28 protein-coding genes are annotated in these 24,898 nt (G+C 64.9%); 6 read left to right on the top strand and 22 right to left on the bottom strand.

Going from position 1 to position 24,898, the window contains the following annotated elements; genetic code table 11:
• The first annotated feature begins 5 nt into the window (after window positions 1-5).
• The 6 genes from ACE3TQ_RS12845 (at window position 6) to ACE3TQ_RS12870 (ending at window position 9,873) form a co-directional block, all read left to right on the top strand.
• Entirely contained in the window at window positions 6-1,910 is a 1,905-nt protein-coding gene (locus ACE3TQ_RS12845; RefSeq protein WP_374582614.1) for a prolyl oligopeptidase family serine peptidase, read from the top strand.
• Window positions 1,907-6,070, top strand: coding sequence for a DEAD/DEAH box helicase (locus ACE3TQ_RS12850; RefSeq protein WP_374582615.1), 4,164 nt, complete (start codon window positions 1,907-1,909; stop codon window positions 6,068-6,070). Before ACE3TQ_RS12845 ends, ACE3TQ_RS12850 begins: the two co-directional genes overlap by 4 nt.
• A gap of 8 nt (window positions 6,071-6,078) precedes the next feature.
• Window positions 6,079-7,101, top strand: coding sequence for a DUF2785 domain-containing protein (locus tag ACE3TQ_RS12855; protein ID WP_374582617.1), 1,023 nt, complete (start codon window positions 6,079-6,081; stop codon window positions 7,099-7,101).
• Window positions 7,098-7,529, top strand: a complete 432-nt coding sequence (locus tag ACE3TQ_RS12860) for a hypothetical protein (RefSeq protein ID WP_374582618.1) — start codon at window positions 7,098-7,100, stop codon at window positions 7,527-7,529. Before ACE3TQ_RS12855 ends, ACE3TQ_RS12860 begins: the two co-directional genes overlap by 4 nt.
• Before the next feature lie 34 nt (window positions 7,530-7,563).
• Complete coding sequence (locus ACE3TQ_RS12865; RefSeq protein ID WP_374582619.1) at window positions 7,564-9,510, top strand: DUF885 domain-containing protein; 1,947 nt, start codon at window positions 7,564-7,566, stop codon at window positions 9,508-9,510.
• A gap of 72 nt (window positions 9,511-9,582) precedes the next feature.
• The gene (locus tag ACE3TQ_RS12870; protein ID WP_374582621.1) at window positions 9,583-9,873 is read left to right on the top strand and encodes a hypothetical protein; all 291 of its coding nucleotides are present in this window, start codon (window positions 9,583-9,585) and stop codon (window positions 9,871-9,873) included.
• Here the strand turns inward: ACE3TQ_RS12870 and tatC are convergent.
• From tatC to mlaD, 22 genes are all read right to left on the bottom strand, one after another.
• Entirely contained in the window at window positions 9,870-10,628 is a 759-nt protein-coding gene (gene tatC / locus ACE3TQ_RS12875; RefSeq protein ID WP_374582622.1) for a twin-arginine translocase subunit TatC, read from the bottom strand. The two genes, ACE3TQ_RS12870 and tatC, sit on opposite strands and share 4 nt — an antisense overlap.
• On the bottom strand, window positions 10,629-11,129 hold the full coding sequence (gene tatB, locus ACE3TQ_RS12880) for a Sec-independent protein translocase protein TatB (protein ID WP_374582624.1): 501 nt from the start codon (window positions 11,127-11,129) through the stop codon (window positions 10,629-10,631).
• Between the two features lie 6 nt (window positions 11,130-11,135).
• Complete coding sequence (gene tatA, locus ACE3TQ_RS12885) at window positions 11,136-11,363, bottom strand: Sec-independent protein translocase subunit TatA (protein ID WP_374582625.1); 228 nt, start codon at window positions 11,361-11,363, stop codon at window positions 11,136-11,138.
• A gap of 73 nt (window positions 11,364-11,436) precedes the next feature.
• On the bottom strand, window positions 11,437-11,811 hold the full coding sequence (locus ACE3TQ_RS12890; RefSeq protein ID WP_374582626.1) for a histidine triad nucleotide-binding protein: 375 nt from the start codon (window positions 11,809-11,811) through the stop codon (window positions 11,437-11,439).
• Window positions 11,812-11,813: 2 nt separating this feature from the next.
• Window positions 11,814-12,143 (bottom strand): phosphoribosyl-ATP diphosphatase, encoded by a 330-nt coding sequence (locus tag ACE3TQ_RS12895; protein WP_374582627.1) that lies wholly within the window; start codon window positions 12,141-12,143, stop codon window positions 11,814-11,816.
• The gene (gene hisI / locus ACE3TQ_RS12900) at window positions 12,140-12,565 is read right to left on the bottom strand and encodes a phosphoribosyl-AMP cyclohydrolase (protein WP_374582628.1); all 426 of its coding nucleotides are present in this window, start codon (window positions 12,563-12,565) and stop codon (window positions 12,140-12,142) included. The genes ACE3TQ_RS12895 and hisI overlap by 4 nt, the downstream gene beginning before the upstream one ends.
• A gap of 17 nt (window positions 12,566-12,582) precedes the next feature.
• Window positions 12,583-13,344 carry an imidazole glycerol phosphate synthase subunit HisF gene (gene hisF / locus ACE3TQ_RS12905; RefSeq protein WP_374582629.1) on the bottom strand — a complete coding sequence of 254 codons (762 nt, stop codon included), beginning with the start codon at window positions 13,342-13,344 and terminating at the stop codon, window positions 12,583-12,585.
• Window positions 13,345-13,348: 4 nt separating this feature from the next.
• Window positions 13,349-14,113 carry a 1-(5-phosphoribosyl)-5-[(5-phosphoribosylamino)methylideneamino]imidazole-4-carboxamide isomerase gene (gene hisA / locus ACE3TQ_RS12910; protein WP_374582630.1) on the bottom strand — a complete coding sequence of 255 codons (765 nt, stop codon included), beginning with the start codon at window positions 14,111-14,113 and terminating at the stop codon, window positions 13,349-13,351.
• Between the two features lie 16 nt (window positions 14,114-14,129).
• Window positions 14,130-14,771, bottom strand: a complete 642-nt coding sequence (hisH, locus tag ACE3TQ_RS12915) for an imidazole glycerol phosphate synthase subunit HisH (RefSeq protein WP_374582631.1) — start codon at window positions 14,769-14,771, stop codon at window positions 14,130-14,132.
• 20 nt (window positions 14,772-14,791) lie between these two features.
• A complete protein-coding gene (gene hisB, locus ACE3TQ_RS12920) occupies window positions 14,792-15,382 on the bottom strand; it encodes an imidazoleglycerol-phosphate dehydratase HisB (RefSeq protein WP_342118433.1) in 591 nt (196 codons plus the stop codon).
• A 20-nt stretch (window positions 15,383-15,402) separates the two neighbouring features.
• Complete coding sequence (gene hisC / locus ACE3TQ_RS12925) at window positions 15,403-16,512, bottom strand: histidinol-phosphate transaminase (protein WP_374582632.1); 1,110 nt, start codon at window positions 16,510-16,512, stop codon at window positions 15,403-15,405.
• Window positions 16,512-17,372: a site-specific DNA-methyltransferase gene (locus ACE3TQ_RS12930; protein ID WP_374582634.1), complete on the bottom strand. Its 861-nt coding sequence runs from the start codon at window positions 17,370-17,372 to the stop codon at window positions 16,512-16,514. Before ACE3TQ_RS12930 ends, hisC begins: the two co-directional genes overlap by 1 nt.
• Window positions 17,369-18,667, bottom strand: coding sequence for a histidinol dehydrogenase (gene hisD / locus ACE3TQ_RS12935; protein WP_374582635.1), 1,299 nt, complete (start codon window positions 18,665-18,667; stop codon window positions 17,369-17,371). Before hisD ends, ACE3TQ_RS12930 begins: the two co-directional genes overlap by 4 nt.
• Window positions 18,664-19,320 carry an ATP phosphoribosyltransferase gene (gene hisG / locus ACE3TQ_RS12940; RefSeq protein ID WP_342118430.1) on the bottom strand — a complete coding sequence of 219 codons (657 nt, stop codon included), beginning with the start codon at window positions 19,318-19,320 and terminating at the stop codon, window positions 18,664-18,666. Before hisG ends, hisD begins: the two co-directional genes overlap by 4 nt.
• 5 nt (window positions 19,321-19,325) lie before the next feature.
• The gene (gene murA, locus ACE3TQ_RS12945; RefSeq protein WP_374582636.1) at window positions 19,326-20,576 is read right to left on the bottom strand and encodes a UDP-N-acetylglucosamine 1-carboxyvinyltransferase; all 1,251 of its coding nucleotides are present in this window, start codon (window positions 20,574-20,576) and stop codon (window positions 19,326-19,328) included.
• A gap of 7 nt (window positions 20,577-20,583) precedes the next feature.
• The gene (locus ACE3TQ_RS12950; RefSeq protein ID WP_055938984.1) at window positions 20,584-20,820 is read right to left on the bottom strand and encodes a BolA family protein; all 237 of its coding nucleotides are present in this window, start codon (window positions 20,818-20,820) and stop codon (window positions 20,584-20,586) included.
• A gap of 18 nt (window positions 20,821-20,838) precedes the next feature.
• A complete protein-coding gene (locus tag ACE3TQ_RS12955) occupies window positions 20,839-21,600 on the bottom strand; it encodes an ABC transporter permease (protein ID WP_374582637.1) in 762 nt (253 codons plus the stop codon).
• Window positions 21,597-22,502 carry an ABC transporter ATP-binding protein gene (locus ACE3TQ_RS12960; RefSeq protein WP_374582638.1) on the bottom strand — a complete coding sequence of 302 codons (906 nt, stop codon included), beginning with the start codon at window positions 22,500-22,502 and terminating at the stop codon, window positions 21,597-21,599. Before ACE3TQ_RS12960 ends, ACE3TQ_RS12955 begins: the two co-directional genes overlap by 4 nt.
• 153 nt (window positions 22,503-22,655) lie before the next feature.
• A complete protein-coding gene (locus ACE3TQ_RS12965; RefSeq protein WP_374582640.1) occupies window positions 22,656-22,952 on the bottom strand; it encodes a lipid asymmetry maintenance protein MlaB in 297 nt (98 codons plus the stop codon).
• Window positions 22,952-23,599, bottom strand: a complete 648-nt coding sequence (locus tag ACE3TQ_RS12970) for a phospholipid-binding protein MlaC (RefSeq protein WP_374582642.1) — start codon at window positions 23,597-23,599, stop codon at window positions 22,952-22,954. Before ACE3TQ_RS12970 ends, ACE3TQ_RS12965 begins: the two co-directional genes overlap by 1 nt.
• Window positions 23,600-23,630: 31 nt before the next feature.
• Entirely contained in the window at window positions 23,631-24,410 is a 780-nt protein-coding gene (locus ACE3TQ_RS12975; protein WP_374582643.1) for a VacJ family lipoprotein, read from the bottom strand.
• Window positions 24,407-24,877 (bottom strand): outer membrane lipid asymmetry maintenance protein MlaD, encoded by a 471-nt coding sequence (gene mlaD / locus ACE3TQ_RS12980; protein WP_374582644.1) that lies wholly within the window; start codon window positions 24,875-24,877, stop codon window positions 24,407-24,409. The genes ACE3TQ_RS12975 and mlaD overlap by 4 nt, the downstream gene beginning before the upstream one ends.
• Window positions 24,878-24,898 lie beyond the last annotated feature (21 nt).

Consider the following 24,898-nt stretch of genomic DNA (forward strand, 5'->3'; position numbering starts at 1 on the left):
ACCCAATGACATCCACCTCCACCGCGCCTTATGGCGCCTGGCCTTCGCCGATCAGCGCTGGCGTTGTCGCCGCAGGCGCCACGCCGCTGTCTTCGGTCATGCTGGACGGGGCGGATATCTATTGGCTGGCCGGGCGCGCTGCGGAAGGCGGCCGCACCACCCTGATGCGCAAGCGCGCCGCCGCCCCGGCCGGCGAGCTGACGCCGCAGCCGTTCAATGTGCGCAACCGCGTCCACGAGTACGGCGGCGGCGCCTATGCCGTGGCCGATGGGGTGGTCGTGTTCTCCCATCATGCCGACAACCGCCTGTACCGCCTGGCGCCCGGCGCCGGTGGCGCGGCCGAGGCCTTCACCTCGCCGGGCCGCCAGCGCTTTGCCGATTTCGTGATCGATGCGGCGCGCGCGCGCCTGGTCGCGGTGCGCGAGCAGCACCCCGAGGACGACGGCTCGCATGCGCAGCCGGTGAATACCATCTGCGCGGTGGGCTTCGACGGCGGCGAGCGCGTGCTCGTGATGGGCAACGACTTCTATTCCTCGCCGCGCCTGGCGCCGGACGGCAGCCGCCTGGCCTGGCTGTCCTGGGACCATCCGCGCATGCCGTGGCAGGGCACCGAGCTGTGGGTGGCCGAGGTGCAGGCCGATGGCTGCCTTGGTACGCCAACGCGCGTGGCCGGCGGGCCGCAGGAATCGATCTGCCAGCCCGAATGGTCGCCATCCGGCGTGCTGCATTTCGTATCGGACCGCAGCGGCTGGTGGAACCTGTACCGCCTGCGCGACGGCGCAGCCGAGGCGCTGTGCCCGATGGAGGCGGAGTTCGCCACCCCGCACTGGACCTTCGGCAATTCCCTGTACGGCTTTGGCGCCGGCGGCGACGTCATCGCCAGCTATATTGAACAAGGCGTCAGCAAGCTGGCGCGCCTGCGCGCTGGCGGCGCGGCGCTGGAGCCGATCGACACGCCCTACCAGGAGATCCGTGAACTGCGCGTGGGCGACGGTTTCGTGGTGGTGCTGGCCGGCAGCCCGACCATCGCCGCCGAGATCGCGCGCATCGACCTGGCCACCGGCGAGCGCGCGGTGCTGGAACGCTCGATCGCCGAACTGCCCGCGCTGGGCTACCTGTCCGTCCCGGAGAGCATCAGCTACCCCAGCGCCAACGGCCGCACGGCATATGCCTTCTACTACCCGCCAGCCAACCAGGACGCGCGCGCGCCGGCCGGCGAAAAGCCGCCGCTGATCGTGATCAGCCACGGCGGCCCGACCGGCATGGCGGCCAGCACCCTGAACCTGAAAACCCAGTTCTGGACCAGCCGCGGCTTCGGCGTGCTGGACGTGAACTATGGCGGCAGCACCGGCTTTGGGCGCGCCTTCCGCGATGCGCTGCAGGGCCAGTGGGGCATCGTTGACGTGGAGGACTGCATCGCCGGCGCGCGCCACCTGGTGGCGCAGGGCCTGGCCGATGGCGAACGGCTGATCATCCGCGGCAGCAGCGCCGGCGGCCTGACCACGCTGTGCGCGCTGACCTTCCATGATGTGTTCAAGCTGGGCGCCAGCTACTACGGCGTGTCGGACCTGAAGGGCCTGGACGACGATTCGCACAAGTTCGAATCGCACTACAACGAATACCTGATCGCGCCGAAAGCGCAGGCCGACGCCGTCTACGCCGCGCGCTCGCCTATCAACCACACGCAGCGCCTGTCGCGCCCCATGATCTTCTTCCAGGGCCTGGACGACAAGGTGGTGCCGCCGCAGCAATCGGAAGCGATGGTCAATGCGCTGCGCCAGCGCGGCATCCCGGTCGAATACGTGGAACTGGAGGGCGAAGGACACGGCTTCCGCAAGGCCGACACCATCGTGCGCACGCTGCAGGCCGAGCTGGCCTTCTACCAACGCATGTTCGGCCTGGCTGCATGAGCGACACCCTGCTGGCCGAGTTCGAGGCGCTCGCACAGCCCGAGAAAGCCATCCTGGCTCTGCTGGCACTGGTGGGCGACCCGGTCGGCCGTACCGCCATCCTCGACCACATGGTGGCCGCAGGCGTGACCGACACCGATGGCCAGCCCTTCACCGCGCTGACGCTGGACGACCCGCTGCTCAAGCTGGAACGGCTGGCCTTTACCACCTCGGTGGTGGGGCGCGGCTACGTGTGCAATGCGCGCCTGCGCTGGCCGGCCATCCGCGCCGCCATCGGCGCCCACCTGCTGGACGACATCTGCAAGGCCTACGAAGCGCTCAACCCGATGCGCCAGAACTGGAACGGCGCCTACGAGCCGCGCAGCTACCGCCACGGCGTGGCGCGCCTGCGCATGGCCCTGCTGCGCGGCCGCCCGCCGCAGGACGTGCTGCCGCTGCTGACGGCCTGCATGGTGTGCTACGAGGCGGCGCAACTGAACCCCATCGTCGATATCTTCTCGCGCCCGTTCGAAGCCGGCATGCTGCTGCTGGTGCACCCGCTGCTGCAGGACGACGTGCTGATGCTGCTGGTGCAGCACACCCAGCGCGAGCCGGCGCTGGCGCCGCTGGTGCGCGGCTATGCCGAGCGCCACCTGCAGCGGCGCCAGGCTGCCGAGCAGGGCGTCAGTCCGGCGCTGCGCCTGGCGCTGGCGGAGCACGCCATCCTGTGCGGCAAACTGGCCGAGGCCACGCGCCTGCTGGAAGGGATGGACGGCGCCCTGGCGCAATGCTTCGCCAGCGCGGTCCTGGTGCTGCGCGGCGACGTGAACGGCGCCATCGCCGGCTTTGAAGCGGCGCTGAAATCGATCCGGCGCGAATCGGGCAAGCGCAAGCACCTGTTCCAGGGCATCGCCGGCCACCTGTACGTGCTGGCCCTGCTGCGCAACGGCGACCCGAAGCACCTGAAATCGGCCGAAAGCTACCTCGACCTGGCGGTGCACGCCCAGCACAACGCCGACAGCGCGGTGTACCAGCAACTGAGCATGCTGCGCCAGATCCGCGCCGGCACCATGCAGGCCGACCTGGTCACCCAGCGCGCGTGGGAGGCGCCGCTGCAGGCGCAGATGTTCCAGTCCATGCTGTACTACTGGCTCGCGCTGCCGCAGCTGAAGCAGCGCCACGCCGAACTGCAGGACCTGTCGCAGGCGGCCGAGGCGGCCGGCTTCCTGCTGCTGGCGGCCGGCGCCGAGAGCCTGCTCGGCCACCTGGGCGACGAGGCCGCGGCGGCGCGCGCGGCCGCCTGGCGCGAGCAGCTCGGCTTCAGCGACATGGCGGCCTGGTTCGAGCGCCAGGAAGCGTGGCAACGCCAGCTGGCGGCCCTGATCAACCTGCAGCAGGGCGGCGCCGACAGCGGCGGCGAAATGCGCCTGGTGTGGGTGGTCAGCTACGGCGAGCGGCAGGGCATTGCGGAAATCGAGCCGCGCGAACAGAAGCGCGACCTGCGCGGCGGCTGGGGCAAGGGACGCCCGGTGGCGCTCAAGCGCCTGCGCGACGACGCGGCGCAGATGGAGTACCTGACGCCGCAGGACCTGCGCATCAGCAGCGCCATCCTGCCGGCGCGCCAGGCCTATTCTTCCGGCCTGCGCTACGACATCGACATCGACCAGGCCGTGCTGGCCCTGGTGGGCCACCCGCTGGTGTTCTGGATGGACGCGCCGGATACGCGCGTCGAGCTGCAGGCGGGCGCGCCGCAGCTGCTGATCCGCACCGTGAAGGGCCAGCTGCACCTGTCGCTGCAGCCGGCCATCGACAACCTGAACGCCAACGTGATCGTGGTGCGCGAGGCGCCCAACCGGCTGCGCGTGGTCAGCGTGCAGGACGAGCACCGCCGCATCGCCGCCATCGTCGGCGACGGCCTGGCGGTGCCCGAGCATGCGAAGGACCAGGTGCTGAAAGCCATCGGCGCGGTATCGGCCATGGTCACCGTGCAGTCCGACATCGGCGGCGGCGCCGCCAACACCGAGCAATGCGACGCCGACCCGCGCCTGCACATCCACCTGCTGCCTTACCAGCAGGGCCTGAAAATGCAGATCCAGGTGCGCCCGCTGCGCGATGCCGGCCCTTACTACGCGCCTGGCGCCGGTGCCGAGAACGTGATCGCCGACGTCAACGGCCGGTCGGTGCAGGCGCGCCGCAACCTGGCCGGCGAGCGCGACGCCGAGCGCCAGCTGGTGCTCAAGTGCGAAGTGCTGGAGCAGGCCACCGAGGAGCACGGCGAATGGCTGCTGGGCGAGCCGGCCCTGTGCCTGCAGCTGCTGGCCGAACTGCAGGCGCAGGACGCCGACAAGGTGGTGCTGGCCTGGCCCGAGGGCGAGGCGTTCCGCCTGTCCAAGCCGGTCTACACCAAGCAGCTCAAGCTGAACATCAAGAGCAAGAAGGACTGGTTCGCCGCCAGCGGCCAGCTGGTGGTGGACGAGGACCGCGTGCTCGACCTGCGTTCGCTGCTCGACATGATCCGCGCCAGCAAGAGCCGCTTCATCCAGCTCGGCGACAAGGAATTCCTGGCCCTGTCGGAGGAACTGCACCGCCGCCTGTCCGAGCTGGCCACCTACGGCGAGGACGACGACGCCGGCATGAAGGTGCACCGCCTGGCCGCCTTCGTGCTGGAGGAGCTGGCGAACGACGTCGGCATGCTGGAAGCGGACACCATGTGGCGCGAGCACCTGCTGCGCATCGAGGCCAGCGCCGCCTACACGCCGCAGCTGCCGAGCACCCTGCAGGCCGAGCTGCGCGACTACCAGCTGGCCGGCTTCGAATGGCTGGCGCGCCTGGCGCATTGGGGCGTGGGCGCCTGCCTGGCCGACGACATGGGCCTGGGCAAGACGCTGCAGGCACTGGCCCTGGTGCTGCTGCGCGCGCCGCGCGGCCCGACCCTGGTGGTGGCGCCGACCTCGGTCTGCCTGAACTGGGCCAGCGAGGCGGCGCGCTTTGCGCCGACCCTGAACGTGAAGATGTACGCCACCGGCGACCGCGACGACATCATCAGCAATGCCGGGCCGTTCGACCTGGTGGTCACCAGCTATGGCCTGCTGCAGCTGGAATCGGAGCGCTTCACCAGGCAGAAATGGCACACCATCGTGCTGGACGAGGCGCAGGCCATCAAGAACGCCGCCACCAAGCGTTCGCAGGCCGTCATGGCGCTGCAGGGCGACTTCAAGATGGTGGCCACCGGCACGCCGCTGGAAAACCACCTGGGCGAGCTGTGGAACCTGTTCCGCTTCATCAATCCCGGCCTGCTGGGCAGTCATGAGCAGTTCAACCTGCGCTTCGCCGGGCCGATCGAGCGCCAGCAGGACCACCGCGCCGAAGTCGGCGCGCGCAACCGCCTGCGCCGCCTGATCGGGCCGTTCGTGCTGCGCCGGACCAAGGCGCAGGTGCTGACCGAGCTGCCGGCACGCACCGAGATCGTGCTGGAAGTCGATCTGTCGGCGGAAGAAACCGCGCTGTACGAATCGCTGCGGCGCGAGGCGCTGGAGAACCTGGCCGCCATCGAAGGCCCGGCCGACCGCAAGTCGATGCAGATCCTGGCCGAGATCATGAAACTGCGCCGCGCCTGCTGCAACCCGAACCTGGTGGCGCCAACCCTGCGCCTGGAATCGAGCAAGCTGGCGGCCTTTGCCCGCCTGCTGGAGGGCTTGCTGGAGAACCGCCACAAGGTGCTGGTGTTCAGCCAGTTCGTCGACCACCTGGCGCTGATCCGCGCCCACCTGGAGCGCAACGAGATACGCTACCAATACCTGGACGGCAGCACGCCGATGGCGGCGCGCAAGCAGGCAGTGGACGCTTTCCAGGCCGGCGAGGGCGATGTGTTCCTGATCAGCCTCAAGGCCGGCGGCGTCGGCATCAACCTGACCGCCGCCGATTACGTGATCCATATGGACCCATGGTGGAACCCCGCCGTGGAAGACCAGGCCTCCGACCGCGCGCACCGCATGGGGCAGCTGCGGCCGGTCACCATTTACCGCCTGGTGGCCCGCAATACCATTGAGGAAGGCATCGTCGAACTGCACGCGCACAAGCGCGAGCTGGCCGACAGCCTGCTCGATGGCAGCGATACCGCCGCGCGCATGACGGCGGAAGACATGCTGGCGATGCTGAACGAAGGCTTGCGCCGCTTCTGAACGGAGACATGATGCAAACAACGACCTGGCCCGCCCGCGCCCTGCGCGCCGCCCGCAGCGCCACCCTGGCCGCAGCAGTGGCTACGCTCCCCGCCGTGGCGTGGGCCAACGCCGTCAGCGAGACGGGCTCAATGTTCATGACTACTTTCGGCGGCAGCGGCAACGCGGCGTCCGGTGCCGCTGCCGCTGCTGGAGCAGGCCGCAGCGCCGGTCCGGCTGACAAATGTCCGGCCGCGGCGCTGCGCGAAGCCAAGGCGGCCAAATGGCAGGTGGCGGACGACACAAAGCGCCAGGCGCTGGCCCTGGAAAGCCTGGCCTGCCTGCGCTCGCCCAATCCCGTCGAGCGCGACGAACTGGCCTTCGAAGCCCTGCAAGCGTGGATGCGCGCCGACAAGCTGGACACCGCCACCGTGCAGGAGCTGCGCACGCGCCTGGGCGCCCAGCTGACCGCCCCCGACCCGCAAGGCTTCGCGCGCCCCTTCGCCGCCCTGGTGCTGGCAGACGTGGCGCGCGTGGACCGCGTCAAGCCCTACCTGGCGCCGGAACAGCGCGCGCAGCTGGTGGCCGCCGCCGCAGGCTACCTGCGCGGCGTGCGCGACTACCGCGGCTTCGACGAGAAGCAGGGCTGGCGCCATGGCGTGGCGCACGGCGCCGACATCATGCTGCAGCTGTCGCTCAACCCGGCGCTGGCACGCGCCGAGCACGAACAGATACTGGCCGCCATCGCCAGCCAGGTGGCGCCGGCGGGCGAACATTTCTATCACTATGGCGAAGGCGAACGCCTGATGGCCCCCGTCTTCTACCTGTCGCGCGCCAAAACGATGGAGTGCAGCGACTGGGACAACTGGTTCGCGGCGCTGGCAGCCAAGCCCGCCGCCGCCGGCACCAGGCAGGCCGCCCTGGCGCGCAAGCACAACCTGAACGGCTTCCTGCAGCCGCTGTACGTCAACATCAGCGAAAGCAAGGACGAGGCCCAGCGCAACTGCCTCAAGCCGCTGCTGCTGCGCGCGCTGAGGCAAGCTGCCGAATGAACGTCCAGCAGGCGCTCGCCTTCGTCGAACAGCATGGCGTGGTGCTGGTGTCCGCGCGCGGCAAGGCGCCCACGCTGACGGAAGCGATTGTGGGTGCGCCGATCAAGGGCAGCTGGTGGGGCCACCCTGAAGGCAAGCGTATTTTCGCCGTGCTGGGCGAGGTACAGGAGCACGACGATATCCTGGTGTGCCGCCTGCTGGCCGGCAAACTGACCCTGGTGCACCGCCGCCTGTGGCCCGAGTTGGCAGTGCTGGCGCAGTCAGGCGCCCTGCCTGCCGCCGCCACCGCGCGCGTGCGGCAGGTGCATAGCGCCGGCGGCAAGCACGTGGACGAAGAGACCCCTTTCCCGCAATGGCTGCCGGCGGAAGCTGCAAAGGCTGCTGCCGCCCTCGACCCCGACCGGGCGCGGGCCGCCCTCCGCTTGTGATAATCTCGCACGCTGCACTACGAAGAGGTTGATTATGATGAAGACCAAGATCGCTCTCGCCGCGATGATCCTGAGCCTGGCATTCGCGCCGGTGGAAGCGGCGACGACGCAAAAGAAATCCGGCACGCCGGCCAAGACCAGCGTGTCCAAAAAGAAGTCCGGCGGCAGCGGCAAATCCGGCAAAAGCAGCAAGGGCGGCAAATCCGGCAAATCGTCCAAAACCGGCAAATCCAAGGGTAAAACGGGCAGCGCCAGCGGCGCCAAAGCCAGCAAGGCCAAGCCGGCGGTCGCCAGCAAGCCCTTGCCGGCGGAGCGCCGCCAGGACAAGTCCTTCGACAACCAGGCCAACCAGTTCCTGGGCGCGCTGTGGCGCATCGATCCGGAAACGGCCATCGCGGCGGGCAAGTACGATACTGCCGCGCAGCTGACCGTCCCCGACCAGGCCACGCGCGACCAGCAGCTCGCCTTCATCGACCAGTGGCTGGAAAAGTTCAACAAGATCGACGCGCGCCAGCTGTCGCCCAAACAGCGCACCGACCTGGGCCTGCTGCAGAACAAGCTGAACTCCGACCGCTGGTACCTGACCACCTTCCGCGAATGGGAATGGAATCCTGCGCTGTACAACATCGCCAGCCCGATCGACTTCGTGCTGAACACCGAATACGCCGCCAAGCCGCAGCGCCTGCGCACGCTGCTGCGCCGCATCGCCGCCGTGCCGGCCTATTACGAAGCGGCGCGCAATAACATCAAGAACCCTACGCGTGAGCATGTGCAGCTGGCCATCGCCCAGGCGCCGGGCGTGCTGGCCGTGCTGTCGGACCTGGACCGTCAAGCGCAGGACTCGATCCTGAACGAGAACGAAAAATCGCTGTTCGCGCAGCGCATCGTCGCGGCAAAAATGGCGGTGGAAGCTTACGCCGCCTGGCTCGGCGAGCTGGAGAAGTCGCAGGCCGTGAGCGGCGCGCGGCCTTTCCGCATCGGCAAGGAGCTGTACGAAGCCAAGTTCGGTTTCGACATCCAGTCGGGCAGCAGCGCCGAGCAGACCTACCAGAAAGCGCTGGCGACGCGCGAGCAGCTGCTGTCGAACATGGAGCGCATTACGGACGAACTGTGGCCCAAATACCTGGCCGACAAGTCCAAGCCGTCCGACCGTTTCGCCAAGATCGGCATGATGATCGACAAGCTCTCCGCCAAGCACGTTTCGCGCGAAGAGTTCTTCCCCGAGATCCGGCGCCAGATCCCCGTGCTGCAGGACTGGGTGGTCAAGAACGACTTGCTGACGCTGGACCCGAACAAGCCGCTGGTGGTGCGCGAGACCCCGGCCTACCAGCGCGGCGTGGCCGGCGCCAGCATCGAAGCGCCCGGCCCTTACCGCCCGCAGGACCGCACCTACTACAACGTGACGCCGCTCGACGACGCCACGCCGGAGCAGGCCGAATCGACGCTGCGCGAGTACAACCACTGGATCCTGCAGATCCTGAACATGCACGAGGCGATCCCGGGCCACTATGCGCAGCTGGTGTACGCCAACAAGTCGCCGTCGATCGTGAAGTCGATCTTCGGTAACGGCGCCATGGTGGAAGGCTGGGCGGTCTACAGCGAACGCATGATGCTGGAGTCAGGCTACGGCAACAACGAGCCTGAGATGTGGCTGATGTATTCCAAGTGGAACCTGCGCAGCGTCACCAACACCATCCTCGATTACAGCGTGCACGTGCTGGGCATGACGGAACAGCAGGCGCTCGACCTGCTGACACGCCAGGCCTTCCAGACGCAGGCCGAAGCGAAAGAGAAATGGCGGCGCGCCACGCTGACCTCGGTGCAGCTCACCAGCTACTTCTCCGGCTACTCGGAAATCATGGAACTGCGCGAACAGCGCCGCGCCGCCCTGGGCAGCAAGTTCTCGCTCAAAGAGTTCCACGAAGACTTCCTCAGCTACGGCAGCGCACCTGTGCGCGTGATCAAAGAGCTGATGCAGTAATTGGTCTAGGCTGCTCCCATGCCCCGCGCGCGCTGCGGGGTGATTCTGCTAACATGAATCGAGGGAGTGGCCATGACCATGCCGATCCAGTTTGACACCGCTCAATACATCAAGCGGCTCATTGAGGCAGGCATTCCGCAGCAACATGCGGAGGCGCTTGCTGACGGGCTACAGTTTGCCCTGAGTCAGCCGGTCGCCAACGACGCCGACCTGCTGATCTGGCGCGCCGAAGTCGAGGCCATGTTCACACGGCATGAAATAAAGATGAAGGAATGGGTCCGCGCCCAGCTCAGGCCGCTTTATTGGCTGCATGGCGTGAACATCATCATGTCGACGATCATCCTTGCCAAGCTCTTCCTTTAATCGGCCTTCTCTTCCGGCGCCGTGGTGGCGCGGACGAACATCGGCGACACCATCACGCCGATCTCAAACAGCAGCCACATCGGGATCGCCAGCGCGAACTGGCTGACGATATCGGGCGGGGTCACAATGGCGGCGATCACGAAGGACGCCACGACCACATAGCCACGCCACTCCTTCAGCTTGGCCACGGACACCAGGCCCATGCGCACCAGCACCACCACCACCACCGGCACTTCGAAGGCGCAGCCGAAGGCCAGGCACATCGACATGACGAAATCGAGGTAGTTCTCGATATCCGGCATCACGGAGATCGAGGTGGGCGACACCTGGTTGATGAAGGCGAACACCTTGCCGAACACCAGGAAGTAGCAGAACGCCACGCCCGCCATGAACAGCGAAGACGAGGCGATCACCAGCGGCGCGATCAGGCGCTTCTCATGCGTGTACAGGCCGGGCGCGACAAAGGCCCACATCTGGTACAGCACCCACGGCAGCGACAGGATGAAGCCGAACAGCAGCGTCACCTTCATCGGCACCAGGAAGGGCGAAATCACGCTGGTGGCGATCATCTTCGAGCCGACCGGCATGGCGGCAATCATCGGCGCCGCGATCAGGTCGTAGATTTTGGCCGGGCCCAGGCCGAAGCCCAGCAGGGCCGTCATCACCGCAATGCCGATGCTGGCCTTGACCAGGCGGTCGCGCAGCTCAACCAGGTGGCTGATGAATGTCTCTTCGGCGGGTTCTTGTTGACTCATTTAGAAAAACGATGCGTTCTTGCGGCTGCCGGGGCGGTGGCGCTTCATGCGCGCCGCGCCGGAGATCACGTGGGTGCGGACGCCGGCCTGCTGCTTGTACCACAGCGGCACAGCGGAGGAACGCACCACGCGCTTGCGGCGGAAGTCCCTGGCCTTGCGGGCCACGTCGTCGGGGGACGGGGTGTACAGGTCCAGCGCCGGGGCCGCGGATGGGTCCTCGTTGCGCAGCGCCGCTTCCACTTCCGCCATATCCTTGCCGATGGAGTTTTCCATCTCATCCTTGAAAGTGCTGGCCGCTTCCTCCGCCTGCTTGCGCAGGTTCTTCAGCTCTTCCAGCTCCATTTCACGCGAGACTTCGGATTTGACGTCGTGCAGGTAGCGCTGGGCACGGCCGTACAGCGTCCCGGCCATGCGCGCCACCTTGGGCAGCTTTTCCGGACCGATGACGACCAGGGCCACTACCCCGATAACGGCAATTTTGGTAAGGCCAAGGTCGATCATCTCAGCTTACTGCTTGGTCTTTTCCTTGGCGTCGACTTCGATCGTGCCCTTGTCGGCCACCTGGGCCGGCGGTGCGGCAGGCTTGCCTTCTTCTTCCGAGCCCTTCACGCCATCCTTGAAGCCCTTGACGGCTTTGCCCAGGTCCGAGCCGATATTGCCCAGTTTCTTGGTGCCGAATACCAGCATGACGACTACCAGGACGATCAGCCAGTGCCAAATGCTCATAGAACCCATTACAAAACCCCTAAAAAAATCATTGGTTTGGACAGTATACGCGAAGCGCGCCTGTCATGTGCTTGTCATAATCTCAAGTCCGCATGCCGCGCCATGGCCGCGGGCCGCCGTACACGTGCATATGCAAGTGGTACACCTCCTGGCCGCCATCCGGACCGCTGTTGATCAGGGTCTTGTAGCCGCGCGTCGGTGTGCCGTCGGCTTCATAGGCCACGGCGATATTATGCTGCTCAGCCAGCTGCGGCACCAGCGCCAGCATCTTGCCCAGCAGGGGCGCGTGCTCCGGCGTGCAGTCGGACAGGGTCGACAGGTGCAGCTTAGGGATGATGAGCAAGTGTACCGGGGCGGCCGGGTTGATGTCCTTAAACACCATCAAGTCATCACCTTCATGTACCACCGTCGAGGGGATCTGTTTGGCTGCAATCTTGCAGAACAGGCAATTTTCCACGTTTATTCCTTACGAGATGCTTTTTCTTCCAGGCCGGACAGGCCTTCGCGGCGCGCCAGCTCATCAAGTACCTGCTGCGGCGTCAAACCGAATTGCGCCAGCAGCACTAGCGAATGGAACCACAGGTCGGCGCATTCGTACAGCACTTTCGACGCATCGCCGCTGGCGCGCGCATCCTTGGCGGCCATCACGGTCTCGGTGGCTTCTTCGCCGATCTTCTTCAGGATCGCATCGTCGCCTTTGGCAAACAGCTTGGCGACATAGGAGGACGACGGGTCGCCGCCCTTGCGCGATTCGATGGTGGCCGCCACGCGGTCCAGTACATTGCTCATTTCTTCGCTTCCGCGTAAATCTCTTCGGGGTCTTTCAGGACCGGCTCGGTGTTCTGCCAGTCGCCATTCTCGAACTTGTTGAAGAAGCAGGAATGGCGCCCGGTGTGGCAGGCGATATCGCCTTCCTGCTCGATCTTCAGCAGCACCACGTCCTCGTCGCAGTCGAGGCGGATTTCCAGCACCTTCTGCACGTGGCCGGACTCTTCGCCCTTGTGCCACAGCTTCTTGCGCGAGCGGCTCCAGTAGACGGCCTCGCCCAGCTCGACGGTCCTGTAGAGCGCGTCGCGGTTCATCCATGCGAACATCAGCACATCATTGCTGCCGGCTTCCTGTGCGATGACAGGCACCAGGCCGTGTTCGTCCCACTTTACCCTGTTCAGCCATTTGGCTTTGGCGACTTGCGCTGCAATTGCGGTAGCCATTGTGTGTTCCCCGAAGTTTAAGAAAGGCGCACGGGAATGCCCTGCGCCGCCATGAATTGCTTGGCTTCCTGCACGGTGTGCTGGCCGTAGTGGAAGATGCTGGCGGCCAGCACCGCATCGGCGTGGCCCAGCTTGATGCCGTCGGCCAGGTCCTGCAGGCCGCCCACGCCGCCGGAGGCGATGACCGGGATATTGACCGCGTCGCTCACGGCGCGCGTCAGGCCCAGGTCGAAGCCGGACTTGGTGCCGTCGCGGTCCATGCTGGTCAGCAGCAGTTCGCCGGCGCCCAGTTCGGCCATCTTCTTCGCCCATTCCACCGCGTCCAGCCCGGTGGCGTTGCGGCCGCCGTGGGTGAACACTTCCCACTTGCCCGGCGCCACGTTCTTGGCGTCGATCGCCACCACGATGCACTGGCTGCCGTGCTTCTGCGATGCCTCGTACACCAGCTGCGGGTTGGTGACGGCGGTGGTGTTCATGCTCACCTTGTCGGCGCCAGCGTTCAGCAGACGGCGGACGTCCTCCACCTTGCGCACGCCGCCGCCCACGGTCAGCGGGATGAAGACCTGCGAGGCCACCGCTTCGATGATGTGCAGGATCAGGTCGCGGTTGTCGCTCGAGGCGGTGATGTCGAGGAAGGTCAGTTCGTCCGCACCCTGCTCGTCGTAGCGGCGTGCGATTTCCACCGGGTCGCCCGCGTCGCGCAGCTCGGTGAAGTTGACCCCTTTGACGACGCGGCCATCGGTCACGTCGAGGCAGGGGATGATGCGTTTAGCAAGCATGTGATTACTCTGAAAGTTCGTCGGCGCGTTCCTGGGCCGATGCCAGGTCGAGCGTGCCTTCATAGATGGAGCGGCCGCAGATCACGCCTTCGATGCCTTCGTCCTGCACCGCGCACAGGGCTTCCACATCCTTCACGGTGTGCAGGCCGCCGGAGGCGATGATCGGGATGCGCACCGCCTGCGCCAGGCGCACGGTGGCTTCGATATTCACGCCGGCCATCATGCCGTCACGGCCGATGTCGGTGTAGACGATGGATTCGACGCCGTAGCCTTCGAATTTTTGCGCCAGGTCGATCACCTCATGGCCGGACATCTTGCTCCAGCCATCGGTCGCCACCTTGCCGTCCTTGGCGTCCAGGCCGACGATGATCGAGCCAGGGAAGGCGCCGCAGGCGTCCTGCAGGAAGCCGGGGCTCTTCACGGCGGCGGTGCCGATGATGATGTAGCTGATGCCGTCGTCGAGATAGCGCTCGATGGTGTCCAGGTCGCGGATGCCGCCACCCAGCTGCACTGGAATCTCAGGCAGGTCGAACTCTTCGGCGTAGTCCTGCACGGCCTTGACGATGGCCTTGACCGCGCCTTCGTTCTTCGGCTTGCCGGCAAAGGCGCCGTTCAGGTCCACCAGGTGCAGGCGGCGCGCGCCTTGCTCCAGCCAATGTCGCGCCATTTTGCCCGGGTCGTCGGAAAAGACGGTGGCATTTTCCATATCGCCTTGTTTCAGGCGAACGCAGTGACCATCCTTCAGGTCGATAGCAGGAATGAGCAGCATGATATTGTTCTTGAGGTTAAGGATTCCAGTGGATGAAATTTTTATACAGTTGCAGGCCGGTGGCCGCACTCTTCTCGGGGTGGAACTGTGTGGCAAAAATATTGTCGCGGGCGACGGCGCAGCAGAATGGCTGGCCGTACACGGTTTCCGCCGCGCTGTGCGCGGCGTCCGCCGGCTGCGCATAGTAGCTGTGCACGAAATAGAACCACGCGTTGTCGGGAATGCCTTCCCACATCGCATGCGGCGCGCGCTGGCGCACCTGGTTCCAGCCCATCTGCGGGACCTTGAAGCGCGAGCCGTCCTCCTGCAGCATGCCGTCGAGCTGGAAGCGCACCACCTTGCCGGGCAACAGGCCCAGGCCCGGCGTATTGCCGCCTTCTTCGCTCACGTCAAACAGCATCTGCTCGCCTACGCACACGCCCATCATCGGCTTGTTCGCCGCCGCGCGCAGCAGCGCGTCGCGCACGCCCGATTCGTTCAGGCTGCGCATGCAGTCGCGCATGGCGCCCTGGCCGGGCAGCACGATGCGCTCGGCGGCATCGATGGCGGCGGGGTCGCCGGAAATCAGTACTTCGGCTTCGGGTGCGACCGCGCGCAATGCCTGCGCCACCGAGCGCAGGTTACCCATGCCGTAATCGACTACTACGATTTTTTTCATGTCAGTCAGCCGTAGGTCGGTTACAGGCTTCCTTTGGTGGACGGGATGGTCCCGGCGGCACGCGGATCAAGCTCGGTGGCCATGCGCAGGGCGCGGCCGAATGCCTTGAACACGGTTTCGCACTGGTGGTGTGCGTTGGTGCCGCGCAGGTTGTCGATATGCAGCGTGACGCCGGCGTGGTTGACGAAGCCGCGGAAAAACTCCAGCGTCAGGTCAACGTCGAAAGCGCCGATCATCGCGCGCGTGAACGGAATGTGGTACTCGATGCCCGGGCGGCCGGAAAAGTCGATCACCACGCGCGACAGCGCTTCGTCCAGCGGCACATAGGCGTGGCCGTAACGGCGGATGCCTTTCTTGTCGCCGACCGCCTTGGCAAACGCCATGCCGAGCGTGATGCCGACGTCTTCCACCGTGTGGTGGTTGTCGATGTGGGTGTCGCCGGTGGCTTCGATATCCAGGTCGATCAGCCCGTGGCGGGCGATCTGGTCCAGCATATGGTCGAGGAAAGGCACGCCCGTGTTCAGCTTCTGGGCGCCGGTGCCATCAAGGTTGATGGCAACGCGGACCTGGGTCTCGCTGGTGTTGCGAGTGATTTCTGCGGTGCGGTTCATGGAAAGCTCTTGGGTTTCGCTTAGGCTGCCAGGGCGGCTTTCAAGCCGTCCAGCAAGATTGCGTTTTCCTCGGGCGTACTGACGGTGATGCGCAGACAGTTGGCCAGTACATTGTGCATTCTACCCACATTTTTGATCAAGACCTTGCGTTCGAGCAGAGCGGCATGCGCTGCGTCGGCGTTTGGTACACGGATGAGGATAAAGTTGGCCGCCGAGGGGAAAACATTGACACCCGGCAATTTCGCCAGTGCATCAGACAACTCACTGCGCTGTTGGCGCAGCAGGGCAGCCTGTTCGTTCAGCACATCGAGGTGGTCGAGGCAGAATTCAGCGGCAGCCTGGGTCAGGACATTGACGTTGTAGGGTGGGCGGATCTTGTCGAATTGCTCCAGCAGGGCTGGCGCGCACGACATATAGCCGAGGCGGATACCCGCCAGGCCAAGTTTCGACAGCGTGCGCATGACGATCAAATTCGGGAATTCCGGCAGGCGGCCCATGAAGCTTTGTTGCGCAAATGGCTCATAGGCTTCATCGACCACGCACAGGCCCTTGTCGCCGAGGGCCGCCAGTACGCGCTCGATATCGGCTGCGTCGAACAGGTTGCCGGTCGGGTTGTTCGGGTAGGCCAGGAACACCAGCGCCGGCTGGTGCTGCGCAATGGCGGCCAGCATGGCCGGCATATCCAGCGTCAGGTCGGCCTTCAGCGGCACGCCGACGAAATCCATGCCGGCCACCATGGCCGAGCGCTGGAACATGACGAAGCTTGGCGCCGGCGCCAGCATCACGGCACGGCCCCTGCCCTCCGCCGGCTGCAGCGCGCAAGCCTGGGCCATGATGGCGATCAGCTCGTCGGAGCCGTTGCCCAGCATGACGTCGTAGCCCTGCGGCACACCGAGCCTGGCGCGGATGCGCTGCTTGATGGTTCCGTAGCTGGCGACCGGATAGCGGTTCAGCGCCACAGCGGCAATACGGTTGGCCAGTTCATGATGCAGGTGGCTCGGCAGCACATACGGGTTCTCCATCGCATCCAGCTTCACAAATCCGCTGGCATCCGGCACATGGTAGATGTGGTCGGAGCGCACATCCTGGCGGATCGTATTGGCGATAAGGCTGTCGAGGGACATCTGCATTACTCCTGTTCTAAAGCCTCGCTGGGGACAGGCGCCGCTTTCGCCCTGCGCCCCTTGCGAGGAGGGGGTGTCTGACCCTCTGGGTCTGACACAGGTTTACCGGGTTCAGGCAACGCAGCCAAGCGCGCCCGAGCTATATCGCAATACTCAGGGTTCAGTTCAAAGCCCACGAAATTGCGCCCGCAACGGCGCGCCGCCACCGCAGTGGTGCCGCTGCCCATGAACAAATCCATCACCACGCCATCCGGCGGGCAGCTGGCCTTGACCATGCGTTCGATGATTTCGAGAGGCTTCTGCGTCGGGTGATCGACCCGCTCCGCGTGTTCCCGGTGCAAGCGCGATACGCTCCACAGGTCTTTCGGGTTGTACCCGACTTCCAGCCACTTCGCGCCGACGAAGATCGAACGCGTGCGAGCCTTCTTGGTCTCGGCGTCATACGGGATACGCACGGCGTCGAGGTCGAAGTAGTAATCCTTGCGGCGCACGAAGAAGCCAATGGTGTCGTGCACCGACGAAAAACTGCGGGTACTGCCGCCCATGGAAGGCACGCGGCGGTCCCAGATAATCTCATTCATCATCGTCATGCGCTTTTTCAGCATGACGAAAATCTCCGGCGAAAAGCGCCAGGTCAGGAAGATGTACAGGCTGCCGTTCGGCTTCAGCTTGGGCAGCGCGGCATCGATCCACGCCTCGGTCCAGGCCAGGTAGTCGTCCACCGACTGCTGGTCGGAAGCGTTGCCGTAATCCTTGCCCAGGTTATAGGGCGGATCGGTCAGGATCAGGTCGACGGAACCGTCCGGCACGCGGGCCAGTCCGGCCAGCGCATCCTCGCAGAAGACCTGGTTCAGCCAAGCAGTCATTTCAGGCGCAGCTCCGCGCTGCGGGCGTGGGCCTGCAGGCCTTCGCCGTACGCCAGTTCGGCCGCCACTTTGCCCAGCGTCTGCGCGCCGGCTTCGCTGACCTGGATCACCGAGGAGCGCTTCTGGAAGTCGTACACGCCCAGCGGCGACGAGAAGCGCGCGGTGCGCGAGGTCGGCAGCACGTGGTTCGGGCCGCAGCAGTAGTCGCCCAGCGATTCGGACGAGAAGCGGCCCAGGAACATGGCGCCGGCGTGGCGGATCTGGTCGGCCCACTGCTGTGGGTTCTCGGCCGAGATTTCCAGGTGTTCGGCGGCGATATCGTTGGCGATGGCGCAGGCCTCGGCCATGTCGCGCACTTTCACCAAGGCGCCGCGGTCGCGCAGCGAGGTTTCGATGACGGCCTTGCGCGGCATGGTTGGCAGCAGCTTGGCGATGCTGGCTTCCACTTGCGCGATGTAGCCGGCGTCAGGGCACAGCAGGATGGCTTGCGCCAGCTCGTCGTGCTCGGCTTGCGAGAACAGGTCCATCGCGACCCAATCCGGGTCGGTGCTGCCGTCGCAGATCACCAGGATTTCGGACGGGCCTGCGATCATGTCGATACCGACGGTGCCGAACACGCGGCGCTTGGCCGAGGCCACGTAGGCGTTGCCCGGGCCGACGATCTTGTCCACCGGCTGGATGGTTTCGGTGCCGTAGGCCAGCGCGGCCACGGCCTGCGCGCCGCCGATGCCGATCACGCGGGTCACGCCGGCAATTGCGGCGGCGGCCAGCACCATCTGGTTTTTCACGCCGTCCGGCGTCGGCACCACCATGATGATTTCCTGCACGCCAGCTACCTTGGCCGGCACGGCATTCATCAGCACCGACGAAGGATAGGCAGCCTTGCCGCCCGGGACGTAGATGCCGACGCGGTCCAGCGGCGTAATGCGCTGGCCGAGGATGGTGCCGTCGGCTTCGGTGTAGGTGAAGCCTTGCAGCTCCTGCTTCTGGCGCTCGTGGAAAGCGCGGATGCGGTCGGCGGCAGTCTGCAGCGCGCTGCGCTGCGCGGCTGGCAGGCTGGCCAGCGCGGCGTCCAGTTCCGGCTGGCCGATGTCGAAATTGGCCATGCTCGCGGCGTTCATGCGGTCGAAGCGGTTGGTGTATTCCAGCACCGCTTCGTCGCCGCGTGCGCGCACGTCGGCGATGATTTTGGCGACAGCGCTTTCGATGGCGTCGTCGGTTTCTGCTTCAAAAGCCAGCAGCGCGTCGAGCGCTTCCTGGAAATCGTCTTGCGTGGAGTCGAGTTTGCGGATCATGACTGGGCGGCCTTCGCAGCGGAGGCGCGTTCAAATGCTTCGATAATCGGTTGCAGGCGGGCGCGCTTCAGCTTGAGCGCGGCCTGGTTGACCACCAGGCGGGACGAGATATCCATGATCTCCTCCACTTCCACCAGGTTATTGGCGCGCAGGGTGCTGCCGGTCGACACCACGTCGACAATCGCGTCGGACAGGCCGACCAGCGGCGCCAGCTCCATCGAGCCGTACAGCTTGATCAGGTCGACGTGCACGCCCTTCTTGGCGAAGTGTTCGCGCGCAATCGAGGTGAACTTGGTCGCCACGCGCAGGCGCGCGCCCTGGCGCACCGCAGTCTCATAGTCGAAGCCCGCGCGCGCCGCGACCGACATGCGGCACTTGGCGATATGCAGGTCCACCGGCTGGTACAGGCCTTCGCCGCCGTGCTCCAGCAAGACATCCTTACCCGCCACGCCGAAATCCGCCGCGCCATGCTGCACATAAGTCGGCACGTCGGATGCGCGCACGATCAGTACGCGGATGCCAGGGTCCGAGGTAGGCAGGATCAGCTTGCGGGAGGTTTCCGGATTTTCGGTGACGGTGATGCCGGCCGCTTCCAGCAGCGGCAAGGTGTCTTCGAAGATCCGGCCTTTCGACAGGGCGAGGATAAGGTCCATAAAAGTTATTTGATTCGGGTGATATTGGCGCCTACGGCGGACAGCTTCACTTCCATGCGGTCATAGCCACGGTCCAGGTGGTAGATGCGGTCCACCAGGGTTTCGCCTTTGGCGGCCAGGCCGGCGATCACCAGCGAGGCCGAAGCGCGCAGGTCGGTCGCCATCACCGGCGCGCCGATCAGCTGCTCCACGCCGTCGATGTAGGCGGTGTTGCCGTCGATGGAGATCTTCGAGCCCAGGCGGTTCATTTCCTGCACGTGCATGAAGCGGTTCTCGAAGATGGTTTCGGTGACCTTGCTGCTGCCGCTGGCGATAAGGTTGACCGCCATGAACTGCGCCTGCATATCGGTCGGGAAGCCCGGGTACTCGGTGGTGCGGAACGACACCGGCTTTGGACGCTGGTCCATCTTGGCGCGGATCCAGTTATCGCCCACGGTCAGCTCCACGCCCATCTCGCGCAGCTTGTCCAGCGCCACGTCGAAGATGTCGGTGCGGGTGTTGCGGATGGTGATGTCGCCGCCGGCCGCCGCCACGGCGCACAGGAAGGTCGCCGCCTCGATGCGGTCGGAGATCACGTCGTGCTTGGCGCCGTGCAGTTCCGGCACGCCCTGGATCACCAGGCGGTCGGTGCCGATGCCCTCGATCCTGGCGCCCATGGCCACCAGCAGGTTGGCCAGGTCGGTCACTTCCGGCTCGCGCGCGGCGTTCTCCAGGATGGTTTCGCCTTCCGCCAGGGTGGCGGCCATCAGCAGGTTCTCGGTGCCGGTCACGGTGATCATGTCGGTCACGATGCGGGCGCCCTTCAACTTCTTGCACTTGGCGTAGATGTAGCCGCCGTCGATGCTGATCTCGGCGCCCAGCGCCTTCAGGCCCTTGATGTGCTGGTCGACCGGGCGCGAACCGATGGCGCAGCCGCCCGGCAGCGAGACCTTAGCTTCGCCGAAGCGCGCCAGCAAAGGGCCCAGCACCAGGATCGATGCGCGCATGGTTTTCACCAGCTCGTAAGGCGCCTCGAACTTGTCGATCTTCGAGCCGTTCAGGGTGACCTTCTCGCCGTCCTGCTCGACCGACAGGCCGGTCTGGCGCAGCAGCTTGAGCATGGTGGACACGTCGTGCAGCAGCGGCACATTGGTCAGTTCCAGGTCGCCCGCGGTCAGCAGGCCCGCGCACAGGATAGGCAGGGCAGCGTTCTTGGCGCCGGAAATCTTGATGTCGCCGACCAGGCGCTTGCCGCCGGTGATGAGCAGTTTGTCCATATTGTTTTTATCCTTGGAATTCTTCTGGGGTCAGGGTTTTCATCGACAGCGCGTGGATCTCCTCGCGCATGCGGTCGCCCAGCGCGGCATACACCAGCTGGTGGCGCTGGATCAGGCGCTTGCCGGCGAAGGCAGGCGACACGATCACAGCCTGGAAGTGCTGGCCGTCGCCCTCCACCTGCAGGTGGGTGCATTCGAGGCCGGCAGCGATGTAGCTGTGGATTGCTTCTGGAGTAGTGGTCACTTTGTATTCCTCAATAAATCAGTGGCGCAGGCGGTAGCCGCTGCGCAAAAGGCGGATGGCGAGCAGCGCCAGCACCACCAGGAAGGCGGAGACGATGGCGAGGCTGGTCCATGGGTTCACGTCGGACTGCCCGAAGAAGCCGTAGCGGAAACCGTCGATCATGTAGAAGAACGGGTTCGCGTGCGATACGGCCAGCCAGAACGGCGGCAGCGATTTGATCGAATAGAACACGCCAGCCAGGAAGGTCAGCGGCACGATCAGGAAATTCTGGAAGGCGGCCAGCTGGTCGAACTTTTCGGCCCAGATGCCGGCGATCAGGCCCATGGTGCCGAGGATCGCCGCGCCCAGCAGGGCGAACACCAGGATCCACAGCGGCGCGGTGAAGCTCAGGTGCGCGAACCAGGCGGTGATCGCGAATACGCCGAAGCCGACGGTGATGCCGCGCACGATCGAAGCGAGCACGTAGGCGGAGAAAATCTCCCAGTGCGACAAAGGCGTCAGCAAGACGAACACCAGGTTGCCGGTGATCTTGGACTGGATCAGCGAGGAGGACGAATTAGCGAACGCATTCTGCAGCACGCTCATCATCACCAGGCCCGGGATCAGGAACGAGACGTAGGTCACGCCCGGATAGACTTCGACATGGCCGGACAGCACGTGGCCAAAGATCAGCAGGTACAGCATGGCGGTCAGGATCGGCGCGGCGATGGTCTGGGTCGCCACCTTGTAGAAGCGCAGGGTCTCTTTGTAGACCAGGGTACGGAAGCCGGTGGAGATCATACGATGTTCTCGTCCATGATTTGCAGGAAGATGTCTTCGAGGTCAGCCTGTTGCAGCTGCATCTCGTCGATGGCGATGCCGCTTTCGCGCAGGCGCGCCAGGATCTTCTCCACTTCCGAGTACTCGTTGATGCGCAGGCTGTACTTGTTGTCTTCCGGCGGATGGTTCAGCAGCGCGGCCAGGTCCTCCGGCAGCTGGTGGTGCGGCAGGTGCAGCACCAGCTGCGAGCCGGACACGCGGCGGATCAGCTGCGACATGGTGTCGAGCGCTACCACCTTGCCCAGCTTGAGCATGGCGACGCGCTTGCACATGGCTTGCGCCTCTTCCAGGTAGTGCGTGGTCAGCACGATGGTGTGGCCTTCGCGGTTCAGGCGCGAGATGAACTTCCACAGCGTCTGGCGCAGTTCGACGTCGACGCCGGCGGTCGGTTCGTCCAGCACAATCACGGGCGGCTTGTGCACCAGGGCCTGCGCCACCAGCACGCGGCGCTTCATGCCGCCGGACAGGGCACGCATATTGGTGTCGGCCTTGTTGGCCAGGCCCAGTTCCTCCATCACCTCGTCGATCCACTTGTCGTTGTTCGACAGGCCGAAGTAGCCGGACTGCAGGCGCAGCGTTTCGCGCACCGTGAAGAAGGGGTCGAACACCAGCTCCTGCGGCACCACGCCCAGCTTCCTGCGCGCCTCGCGGAAGTCGCCCACCACGTCATGGCCGTGGATCTTGACGCTGCCGGCGTCGGCTCGGATCAGGCCGGCGATGATGGAGATCAAGGTGGTCTTGCCCGCCCCATTTGGCCCGAGCAGGCCGAAGAACTCGCCTTCTTCGATTTTCAAGGACACGCCGCCAAGCGCCTGCAACGCCTTGTAGCGCTTCTGGACGTTGCTGATTTCGATTGCTGTCATGCTTACTTGTATAGATAACTGGGACAACGATGACCGTTGTAAAGGCGCGCGCTCATCAGGCGCGGGAGACGGTCAATTATATTGGAAATTTGGTTCGGGCTCGCCGAACCGGTGAATCTACAGCGTACTACGGGCGGGGGGGTGGGGCGGGGGTCAATGATGATGCAGGTCGGCGGGCGACACGAGCGTGCACACGCCATAGAGCTTGGTCAAGCTCTTGAGCTGTTCTGGCAGGTTGCGCAGTTCCAGCGGGCTGCCGTTCTGGGCGGCAGCGCGCTGCCATGCCAGCATGACTGACACGGCAGCGGAGTCCACGGTTTCCACCTGGCCCAGGTCGAACACGGTCTGGCCGGCGCGCAGCGCGGCCAGGCCCTGCGCCAGCGCTTCCGTGGCGTTGGCCACGGTCAGCGACTGCAGGGACAGTTGGTTGGAAACGGTGGTATCAGGCATTACTTACCTGCGGTTTTCAGCGGCTTGGAGGCCAGCTTCTGGTTCTTGGCAGCCAGGGTCTTGATCAGGCCGTCGATGCCGCCTTTCGAGATTTCCGAAGCGAAGGTGCCTTTGTAGGCTTCCACCAGCCACGCGCCCAGCACGTTGATGTCATAGATCTTCCAGCCGGCATCGGTCTTGGCGACGCGGTACTTCAGCTGGATCGGCTCGCCGCGCTGCACGTTCACCTGCGACGCCACTTCCACTTCGGTGTCGCCTGGCGAGGCGCGCATCGGCTTGAAATCAACGGTCTGGTCTTTCACCTGGGACAGGGCGCCCGAGTAGGTGAAGATCAGCAGGGTGCGGAACTCCGCGGACAGCTGCTTTTGCTGTTCCGGGGTGGCTTCGCGCCAGTAGCGGCCGGCGGCCAGCGAGGTCATGCGCTGGAAGTCGACGTAAGGCAGGATCTTGGTTTCCACCAGGTCCATCACCTTCTTCTGGTTGCCGGCCTGGATGTCCTTGTCGGACTTGGCGGTTTCCAGCACTTCGGTGCTGATGCGCTTGACCAGCGCATCCGGCGCCTCATTCGCTGCAGGGGCTGGTGCGGCCAGCGCGCTGGTAGCAAACGCTACCGTGGCGACCGCGATCAGTTGTTTCATCAATTTCATTGTTCGTTACCTATGTTGGTTAGCTTCCGGGTCACAGGCTGCTAGTCGTTTCAGCCGGTGCCGCGATTATAGCCTGAGGCGGGTTTTTGGCCTCGTCCTCCTGCTCCGCTTGCTTCTGCTTGCCCTTCGGGCCGTCCTCGCCATCGTAAACCTGGCTGTTACGGCGCTGCATCCAACCGTCGCGCACGAATTCATAACGGTCCAGGGCGGCGTCTTCCAGCAAGGTGGACGCATCGAGCAGCGATGCCCGCTGGTCCACAACACGGGTAACGGTGCCGATGTTGCGGACGTTGACAGGCTCCTTGTATTTCCATGGATCGGCGGCGACGTCGGCCGGCAGGGCGACGGTATCGCGCACGGTCGACGGGCCCAGCAGCGGCAGCACTACATAGGGACCGGATGGCACGCCCCAGGAACCCAGCGTCTGGCCGAAATCTTCTTTATGTTTTTGCAACCCTGCTTCGGAGGCGATATCGAGCACGCCCAGCAGGCCAAAGGTCGAGTTCAGCGCCACGCGCATCACATCCGACATGCCATCGCCAACCTTGCCTTGCAGCAGGTTGTTGGCGGCGGTCCAGATATCGGCCAGGTTGCCGAAGAAATTGCTCACGCCGGTCTGGAAAAAGCCCGGGGTGACGTTCTTGTAGGCGGTGGCAACCGGCTTCAGGGCCACTTCATCGACCTTGTCGTTGAAGTTGAAGACGGCGCGGTTGTAGCTCTCGAACGGGTCGCGCGGGTTGCTCGAGGTGGCGCAGCCGCTCAGGGCGGCAGCCGCCACCACGGTCAGGGTCAACGTACGGAATTTGCTCATTGGGAGTCCTTTCCTTCTGCTGCCTTGCTATAGATAAACTGGTTGATCAGGTCTTCCAGCACGGTGGCCGACTGGGTACGGGCGATGCGGTCGCCTGCCACCAGGTTTTTCTCGTCGCCGCCGGCTTCAATGCCAATGTACTGCTCGCCCAGCAGGCCAGCGGTCAGGATCTTGGCCGAGCTGTCTTTCGGGAACTTGAAGCCTTCTTCCATGTCCAGCGTGACAACCGCTTTATACACCTTATCGTCGAAACCGATCGACGCGACACGGCCCACCACCACGCCGGACGCCTTCACCGCCGCCTGCGGACGCAGCGAGCCGATATTGTCGAAACGCGCGGTCACCTGGTAAGTCTTGCCGAAGGCCATCGAGCCCATATTGCCGGCCTTGAGCGCCAGGAACATCAGCGCAGCGGCGCCGATAACGATGAACAGGCCAACCCAGATATCGAGAGATTTACGTTGCATTTCAAAATTCCTTAGTCATGG

Origin of the sequence: Pseudoduganella sp. (assembly GCF_041914865.1) — a bacterium.
Classification (GTDB): domain Bacteria; phylum Pseudomonadota; class Gammaproteobacteria; order Burkholderiales; family Burkholderiaceae_D; genus Rugamonas.

Excerpts from the sequence above, each read along its gene's own strand:
- ACE3TQ_RS12955 (WP_374582637.1), bottom strand. The coding sequence starts at position 21,600 with ATGATCTCCACCGGCTTCCGTACCCTGGTCTACAAAGAGACCCTGCGC.
- ACE3TQ_RS12860 (WP_374582618.1), top strand. The coding sequence starts at position 7,098 with ATGAACGTCCAGCAGGCGCTCGCCTTCGTCGAACAGCATGGCGTGGTG.
- tatB (WP_374582624.1), bottom strand. The coding sequence starts at position 11,129 with ATGATCGACCTTGGCCTTACCAAAATTGCCGTTATCGGGGTAGTGGCC.
- ACE3TQ_RS12965 (WP_374582640.1), bottom strand. The coding sequence starts at position 22,952 with ATGCCTGATACCACCGTTTCCAACCAACTGTCCCTGCAGTCGCTGACC.
- ACE3TQ_RS12850 (WP_374582615.1), top strand. The coding sequence starts at position 1,907 with ATGAGCGACACCCTGCTGGCCGAGTTCGAGGCGCTCGCACAGCCCGAG.
- murA (WP_374582636.1), bottom strand. The coding sequence starts at position 20,576 with ATGGACAAACTGCTCATCACCGGCGGCAAGCGCCTGGTCGGCGACATC.
- ACE3TQ_RS12930 (WP_374582634.1), bottom strand. The coding sequence starts at position 17,372 with ATGACTGCTTGGCTGAACCAGGTCTTCTGCGAGGATGCGCTGGCCGGA.
- ACE3TQ_RS12960 (WP_374582638.1), bottom strand. The coding sequence starts at position 22,502 with ATGACAGCAATCGAAATCAGCAACGTCCAGAAGCGCTACAAGGCGTTG.
- hisH (WP_374582631.1), bottom strand. The coding sequence starts at position 14,771 with ATGAAAAAAATCGTAGTAGTCGATTACGGCATGGGTAACCTGCGCTCG.
- ACE3TQ_RS12870 (WP_374582621.1), top strand. The coding sequence starts at position 9,583 with ATGACCATGCCGATCCAGTTTGACACCGCTCAATACATCAAGCGGCTC.
- ACE3TQ_RS12845 (WP_374582614.1), top strand. The coding sequence starts at position 6 with ATGACATCCACCTCCACCGCGCCTTATGGCGCCTGGCCTTCGCCGATC.
- hisF (WP_374582629.1), bottom strand. The coding sequence starts at position 13,344 with ATGCTTGCTAAACGCATCATCCCCTGCCTCGACGTGACCGATGGCCGC.
- tatA (WP_374582625.1), bottom strand. The coding sequence starts at position 11,363 with ATGGGTTCTATGAGCATTTGGCACTGGCTGATCGTCCTGGTAGTCGTC.
- tatC (WP_374582622.1), bottom strand. The coding sequence starts at position 10,628 with ATGAGTCAACAAGAACCCGCCGAAGAGACATTCATCAGCCACCTGGTT.
- hisC (WP_374582632.1), bottom strand. The coding sequence starts at position 16,512 with ATGCAGATGTCCCTCGACAGCCTTATCGCCAATACGATCCGCCAGGAT.
- ACE3TQ_RS12970 (WP_374582642.1), bottom strand. The coding sequence starts at position 23,599 with ATGAAATTGATGAAACAACTGATCGCGGTCGCCACGGTAGCGTTTGCT.
- hisI (WP_374582628.1), bottom strand. The coding sequence starts at position 12,565 with ATGGCTACCGCAATTGCAGCGCAAGTCGCCAAAGCCAAATGGCTGAAC.
- ACE3TQ_RS12855 (WP_374582617.1), top strand. The coding sequence starts at position 6,079 with ATGATGCAAACAACGACCTGGCCCGCCCGCGCCCTGCGCGCCGCCCGC.
- hisB (WP_342118433.1), bottom strand. The coding sequence starts at position 15,382 with ATGAACCGCACCGCAGAAATCACTCGCAACACCAGCGAGACCCAGGTC.
- ACE3TQ_RS12895 (WP_374582627.1), bottom strand. The coding sequence starts at position 12,143 with ATGAGCAATGTACTGGACCGCGTGGCGGCCACCATCGAATCGCGCAAG.
- ACE3TQ_RS12975 (WP_374582643.1), bottom strand. The coding sequence starts at position 24,410 with ATGAGCAAATTCCGTACGTTGACCCTGACCGTGGTGGCGGCTGCCGCC.
- hisG (WP_342118430.1), bottom strand. The coding sequence starts at position 19,320 with ATGGACCTTATCCTCGCCCTGTCGAAAGGCCGGATCTTCGAAGACACC.
- hisD (WP_374582635.1), bottom strand. The coding sequence starts at position 18,667 with ATGATCCGCAAACTCGACTCCACGCAAGACGATTTCCAGGAAGCGCTC.
- ACE3TQ_RS12865 (WP_374582619.1), top strand. The coding sequence starts at position 7,564 with ATGATGAAGACCAAGATCGCTCTCGCCGCGATGATCCTGAGCCTGGCA.
- hisA (WP_374582630.1), bottom strand. The coding sequence starts at position 14,113 with ATGCTGCTCATTCCTGCTATCGACCTGAAGGATGGTCACTGCGTTCGC.
- mlaD (WP_374582644.1), bottom strand. The coding sequence starts at position 24,877 with ATGCAACGTAAATCTCTCGATATCTGGGTTGGCCTGTTCATCGTTATC.